This window comes from Microcystis sp. M53603_WE2 (assembly GCF_030065435.1).
Genome location: NZ_JASJFF010000995.1, coordinates 1 through 6107 on the forward strand (window position 1 = coordinate 1; position 6107 = coordinate 6107).

Sequence of the window (6107 nt, forward strand, 5' to 3'; positions counted from 1 at the left end):
GGCTAACTTGCGCCAATTTTCTTCGTCTTCGGCACTCGATCGCAGTAGGACAATACCATCACGGTTACAGGGAATAGTCAGTCCGGTGAGGGATTCTAGCTCAGGAAGGAGGGTTTCGTAACGTTTTAAACTTTCTTGCCGCAGTTTCCAGGCTCTACCTTTAGTTTTATGGCTGATAATACCCATTAAAATCCCTAAAGCTGCCCCGGTTGCTCCTTGTCCTGGTTTTTTTTCATCGATGAGGGTAATTTCTAATCCTTCGATGGCGCTTAATTCGTAGGCAATGGTGGCCCCCACTATCCCCGCACCGATGATGACAATTTTAGTCATAAACTCCAGAGGCTATTTTTCTAGTGGGAATAGGACTAAAAAAGGGTTGAACAGGTTTCAACCCCGATAATTGATTACAGAACCCGGAAAATAAAAGGATAACGGAAAACCTTATAAGCATCGTTCCAGACTTGCAGGATAGCAAGAATGGGGAGAACAATATTCACCACAGCAAGAATCGGTAAGAGCAAATAACCGATTAAAACCCAAACTAGAATCCCGGCAATTAGGTAGTATAACCACATATTCAGGTGAAAGTTTAAAGCTTCTTTGGCGTTTTCCTTCACCGTTTCATCATCAGAAATGAAATAAATAGCTAAGGGAATCCCCACCGATACCAGCGTAGCACTCAAAAATATCGAAGCATGACAAGCCACGGATAGGAGTCTTTTTTTGGTTAAATCTTCACTCATGACCATCGGTTTTATCCCCCTAAAATTGGCGGAGAAAGCGGATATCGCTATTATAACAACGGCGAATATCGTCTATCTCATGTAATACCATAGCAAATCTTTCCACGCCAAAACCAGCAGCAAAACCCGTATAGATTTGGGGGTCATAACCGACTGCTTTTAAGACATTGGGATCCACCATACCACAGCCCATCACCTCCAACCATTTGCCTTTCCACTGCACATCTACCTCGGCCGAGGGTTCGGTAAAAGGGAAGTAGGAAGCGCGGAATTTAACCGGTAAATCGGCCCCAAACATTTGCTTAAGAAATTCTTTAATTGTTCCTTTCAAATCCGTAAAGGTTAATCCCCGGTCCACCGCTAATAATTCCACTTGATGGAAAACCGCGGAATGGGTTGCATCCACGGTATCGCGACGATAAACCCGGCCCGGGGCCACAATCCGAATCGGGGGTTCGTGACTTTCCATGTAGCGAATCTGCACCGGGGAGGTATGGGTCCGCAATAAACGACCATCCCTCAAGAAAAAAGTATCCTGCATATCCCGGGCCGGATGGTCAGCAGGGATATTTAAAGCCTCAAAATTATAATAATCGGTTTCTACCTGCGGCCCGGTGGCGATGCTGTAACCCAGACCGACGAAAATATCGATCATGCGATCAACTGTGCTATTTAAGGGGTGAATTCGCCCTAAAGGACGGCTAAGAGCAGGTAGGGTGACATCGAGGGTTTCCGCCGCTAATTTCGCCTTAATTTGGGCATTCTGGAGACTTTCTCGCCGGGATTCCAGCAGCGATTGTACTAATTCTTTGACCTCATTAGCGATCGCACCGAGGCGCGGTCTCTCTTCGGGGCTTAATTTGCCCATTTCGCGTAAAATCTGCGATAATTCTCCTTTCTTACCCAGATAATTCACCCTTAGCTGTTCTAAGTCTTCTAGGGTTGTTGTTTGTTCGATGGAATTTTCCGCTTTCGCTGCCAGGGTTTTTAGGGCAGTTTCGATCGGATGGGGGGATAAACTCATAATTAGGGCATTTTATAGGGCAGCATTCTAGTCTAGTTTATCAAGAGAGGGAATTTGGGGAGACAGTTGCAGGGGCGATTTGCTTTCCGGGGTGACGATTCCCTGAGATGGTTTGCTGTATCATGTTCATCGCTCCCTGTCCCCTCTGATCAAATGGGAGCTTATTGCATGAGTGCCTCGTCGAACCTAGAACTTTCAATAGGAACCAGCTTCTCTTGATTGCATCAGATTTCTGGTTTTTTTAAAATGAACTCGATCGAGGCAAAAACCGCAGATAATTCTAGTTTAGTTGACGAGGAGAGTTTCTGGTAAACTTCGGCAATTTGATTAGAAAAACTATAGACTAATTTATTCTCCATATAGAGAGGATGTCCAATATAGTGGGAATCTTTAAGAATTTTTTTCAGTTTGTTGACTCGCTTCGGTGGAACAATTAACACAAGTTTTCCTGCCAGTTCTGGATAAATTTTTAGTAATTCCATAAAGCGATCGATTCCTGTGGTGATCCGTGTACTGGTTTCTACTTCAAAAGCGAACACTGCATCGCCTAAGTTATTAAACCAGATGAGATCGATCTGTTGTATTTTATCTCTGTCCCACTTTCCTAATTTATCGATCGGTAATTTTTCTAGAGAAATATCTTTAAAAGCTTCTCCATTCCAATAACCTGTAGATTGTTCTTTTTTGCCAATATAAGGCTTTAATCCGACAGCAATAGCAATTTTTGCCAGAGCGTAGATAATTTGATCGTGAGGAATTTTATCTGCTTGTTTGGGAAAATCTAAACCAGTTAAAACGGAAGAAATTGGCTCTATATTTAAATCGAGAGTTAGCTGAAGACCTTCTTCTTGCCCTAGTTGCCAGTGCCGACCATCGGGAGAATAAGCTAACTTTTCTAAAACCTTTAAAATCGATTGATCGCTTGGTGTTGTCCCGTTGATCAGGTTAGGCATGATCGCAAAAATAATTTCATCAAAAGTTGCTACTTTTCCCTGTCGTTTTTTGGCAGTTAGAAAATCCAAGAGATAAAATCTTATTCGATCTTCTAGCGGAATAAAGCAACCGATTTTCGTATTTGTACGAATTCTCCAGAGATGATCTAATTCCGAAAAGTTGAATTCCTCTTTTAACAAAGGAGTAATATCATCTATTTGTTTCTTGACTTGGGTTAGTAAGCCATTTTCCAATAATTTAGGAATGAGCGCATTATAAATATCTTCTGTGGAAGCACCCGAACTTTTAACGATTGTCATCTCGGCCACTTCTTTAATAATTTGCAGGATATCGATCCCGACTTTACTGATGGCGATTGTTTTGGGATTATTCACTTTTCTAAAGTTTAAAACTAACTCTCCCGATAGGACAGTCAGAGGATTTTTCTTTTTGTGTAATGAGGGCGTAGTAGAATGTTGTACAGAGGAATTTACATACTCAAAACCAGCTTCTTGAGCAGATTTAACGATTGCATCCCAATAGGCGGGATCTTTGTGAGCAAAAACAATACTCATCCAGCGATCAAATTTCAAAACTCGAAACATTTCTCGAATGGAATTCGATAACAAATTGATGTAAGTTTCTTTCGATTTCTTTAAATCTCCTCCTTCGATCGCTTCCAATTCTCTTGCGTTATCGCTCACTTCAAATCCTAGCCAAGCATTCCACATAGTCGAGAGATCTAAATAGGCAATATGTTGTCCGTAGGGAGGATCGGTATAGATATAATCCACGGATTCGGACGATATGCCAGTTAAGTCCGTCGCTGAGAAATCAAAAATTGAAAAATTTTCTTGATAAAAATCACCGATTACTGTATTAGTTTCGATCTTGAATTTTGCCGTCCCCTTAAATTTCTGCTCGAATTGTTCCCAGACATTAAGATCGATAGTTTGAGGAGGAATCCAATAGCGATATAAGCGCATAATTCCGCTATTTCCCCGGCTTTTTATTCTTCCTCTCGTGGAACTAAAGGTTAAATTGGTTTTATTGAGAGTTGCCGAGAAAGTAAACCTCATTAAATCTTTAATGATCGGATCGGTGATTAATTCAATCTGGTTGAGAATTAGAGAAAGGGAAAATAATTGACGTTTGGTAAACAAATTTTCTACAGATTCTGCGTCCGCATTTTTCGGTAAACGAACCCCTTGCGGATACCAATAGGGAATCTCTAAATCCGCCGCTTCTTCTGGAGACATTCGATAAACTTCCTCAATCTTTTCCTGACAATTTCTGGCGATGTCATCGAAAGCAGACCGAAAATCATCGATGTTAACGGGACTAACAGCGATATTGCGGCAGATAAAACCAGCCATCGGGTTAATATCCGAGTAAATCGCCTTTCGCTTTAAAACTAGAGCCTCTACCGCAGTCACTCCCGATCCCCCAAAGGGATCTAAAACCACATCTCCCACCTGACTAAAACGCTTAATATATTCCTGTACCACATTCCAAGCGCGCCGGGTAAAATAGGGATGACTTCCCCAATGGCGTAACGTCCCTTGTTTTTTGGGATCGATCGGCCCAGAAATGGGATCGATCATTCTATAGTCGAAGGAGGAAGCACTCATCTGGCCTTAAGAATAGAGTTCTATATATTACTGTACCCAGATGTGAGGGTATGGCGAGGATACCCTCTTGGGAGCATCCTACGCACTGCCGGAGGAAGTCCGGCTCTTGTTGCCGTTTCTCGGCAACAGGTGGGGAAAGCACCCCAGAAATCGAATCCTCGGCCTTAGTTTCCAGGGTTTTTAGGGCAGTTTCGAGCGGATGGGGGGATAAACTCATAATTAGGGCATTTTATAGGGCAGCATTCTAGTCTAGTTTATCCGCTCCCGTGGCGAGACAGGCAGAATCGATAAAAGCTAATAGCTATGTGCTAGGATGGAAATTGAGAATAAAAGTCGGCACTGCGGCTCGTTGTCAGTATTAATGGTCAAAGCGTTTCTGTTTAGTATTGGTTCAGCTAGTTCCCGAAATCTTGGTTCTCTACAAATCTGTTGTTTTTATCTGTGCAAGGATAGGTTTTATGTCAATTTATGTTGGTAATCTCCCCTTCGAGGTTGACCAAGACGACGTAGTTGAGGTTTTTACCGAATATGGTAAAATTAAGCGCGTTCACCTCCCCATGGATCGGGAAACGAAAAGAAAACGCGGTTTCGCTTTTGTGGAAATGGAAACCCCAGAGCAAGAATCGGCCGCTATTGCCGCTCTTGACGGCGCTCAATGGATGGGACGAGAATTAAAAGTCAATCAAGCTCGTGAAAAAGAACCCAGATCTTCCTTCGGTGCTGGCGGCGATCGCAATCGGGAGCGTCGCTACTAATCCCCGACCGTAACCATTCTAGGTGATCGGAAATTTGGGTTGAAAACCCCGTCCTTTTAGGACGGCTTTGTGCGAGAATAGCTCCAGGTTGCCAACCGTGAGAACGTGAGGAAGCAGGTTAAACTTCCTACTCCGTCATCTCAAAATTTCTAACAGTCAATGGTGTTCAATTAAGTCCAAACTGTAAGAACGCAAAACAATTAAATACTGTGGGACACACAGAAATTTACGCTTGGGGAGTAGTCCATAAGAGTGCTTGCCTTATCGGTGTAGTCGGACTAGACATGAAACCGTAAGACCAAAATTAGCGTTGCTAGTGGAGGCAGGATTCAGCCCAAGAATCTCCGCACTTTTAGGGCGGAGAGTGTCAATGTCAATAGGGGGAGCGAGCGCTCGTTTCCCCGCTTGTCTATCTAATATCCCAAGGAGATTCTTGTGGCTAAACGTCGTAATTTGAAAAAAGAAAAAGCTGAACGCAACCGCGCCTACGCGCGTCAATTCCGGGCTGCCTCTAATCGTACCACCACCAGAGGAGGTAGAGGCGGTTATTCCAGCGATCAAAGACAATCTTCGGAAAATGAAGGGGCAGCCGATACCTAATCTGCTGACTTAGTTAAACTAGCAATAAAAGCCATAGCCTCGCTTTTATTGCTGACTATTCCATCTAAAGTCGCCCCCAAAACCGCCGCAAGTAACGATTTAAACTGGGGACCGGGTTGATAACCCAAAGCTTTAAGGTCATTGCCGTCGATAGGAGCCTCAATCTGCGACCATTTAGTTAAATATCGCCAGATTAAACCCCGAATCCTAGTTTCACTCCTCACCGCCACCAGTAACAAACTAGGAACCCTATAACCATTGAAAAAGCTGACAATTTGACTAATGGGTTGATCATAAGCAAAATTATTGCTAATCTCCCTTTCCATAACTTCTAGTTTTTGTAAACGCTCCACAGTATCTTTGGGCAATTGTAAATTATTAGCGATCGCTATTCTTTCCCCCACAGCCAGAGAAGCGATTA

At 43.1% G+C, this 6107-nt stretch carries 6 protein-coding genes and 1 pseudogene; 2 read left to right on the forward strand and 5 right to left on the reverse strand.

Annotation, left to right across the window (positions count from 1 at the left end; genetic code table 11):
• From PX481_RS21025 to PX481_RS21040, 4 genes are all read right to left on the reverse strand, one after another.
• On the reverse strand, positions 1 to 330 hold a 330-nt coding region (locus PX481_RS21025; RefSeq protein WP_288095804.1), incomplete at its 3' end, for an NAD(P)/FAD-dependent oxidoreductase.
• Positions 331 to 404: 74 nt separating this feature from the next.
• Positions 405 to 749, reverse strand: coding sequence for a DUF4870 domain-containing protein (locus tag PX481_RS21030; RefSeq protein WP_002762429.1), 345 nt, complete (start codon positions 747 to 749; stop codon positions 405 to 407).
• Between the two features lie 13 nt (positions 750 to 762).
• Entirely contained in the window at positions 763 to 1767 is a 1005-nt protein-coding gene (gene pheS, locus PX481_RS21035; RefSeq protein ID WP_288056043.1) for a phenylalanine--tRNA ligase subunit alpha, read from the reverse strand.
• 224 nt (positions 1768 to 1991) lie between these two features.
• Positions 1992 to 4331 carry a DNA methyltransferase gene (locus PX481_RS21040; RefSeq protein WP_288095806.1) on the reverse strand — a complete coding sequence of 780 codons (2340 nt, stop codon included), beginning with the start codon at positions 4329 to 4331 and terminating at the stop codon, positions 1992 to 1994.
• Between the two features lie 458 nt (positions 4332 to 4789).
• On the opposite strand from PX481_RS21040, the gene rbp reads away from it, so the two are divergent.
• Both rbp and PX481_RS21050 read left to right on the forward strand, forming a co-directional pair.
• Positions 4790 to 5086, forward strand: coding sequence for an RNA-binding regulator (gene rbp / locus PX481_RS21045; RefSeq protein ID WP_288095808.1), 297 nt, complete (start codon positions 4790 to 4792; stop codon positions 5084 to 5086).
• A gap of 435 nt (positions 5087 to 5521) precedes the next feature.
• A complete protein-coding gene (locus PX481_RS21050) occupies positions 5522 to 5686 on the forward strand; it encodes an Asl3888 family RNA-binding protein (protein WP_002733784.1) in 165 nt (54 codons plus the stop codon).
• Here the strand turns inward: PX481_RS21050 and PX481_RS21055 are convergent.
• Positions 5683 to 6107 (reverse strand): annotated as a pseudogene (locus tag PX481_RS21055) (poly(A) polymerase); the annotation flags it as partial. The gene PX481_RS21050 and the pseudogene PX481_RS21055 overlap by 4 nt on opposite strands.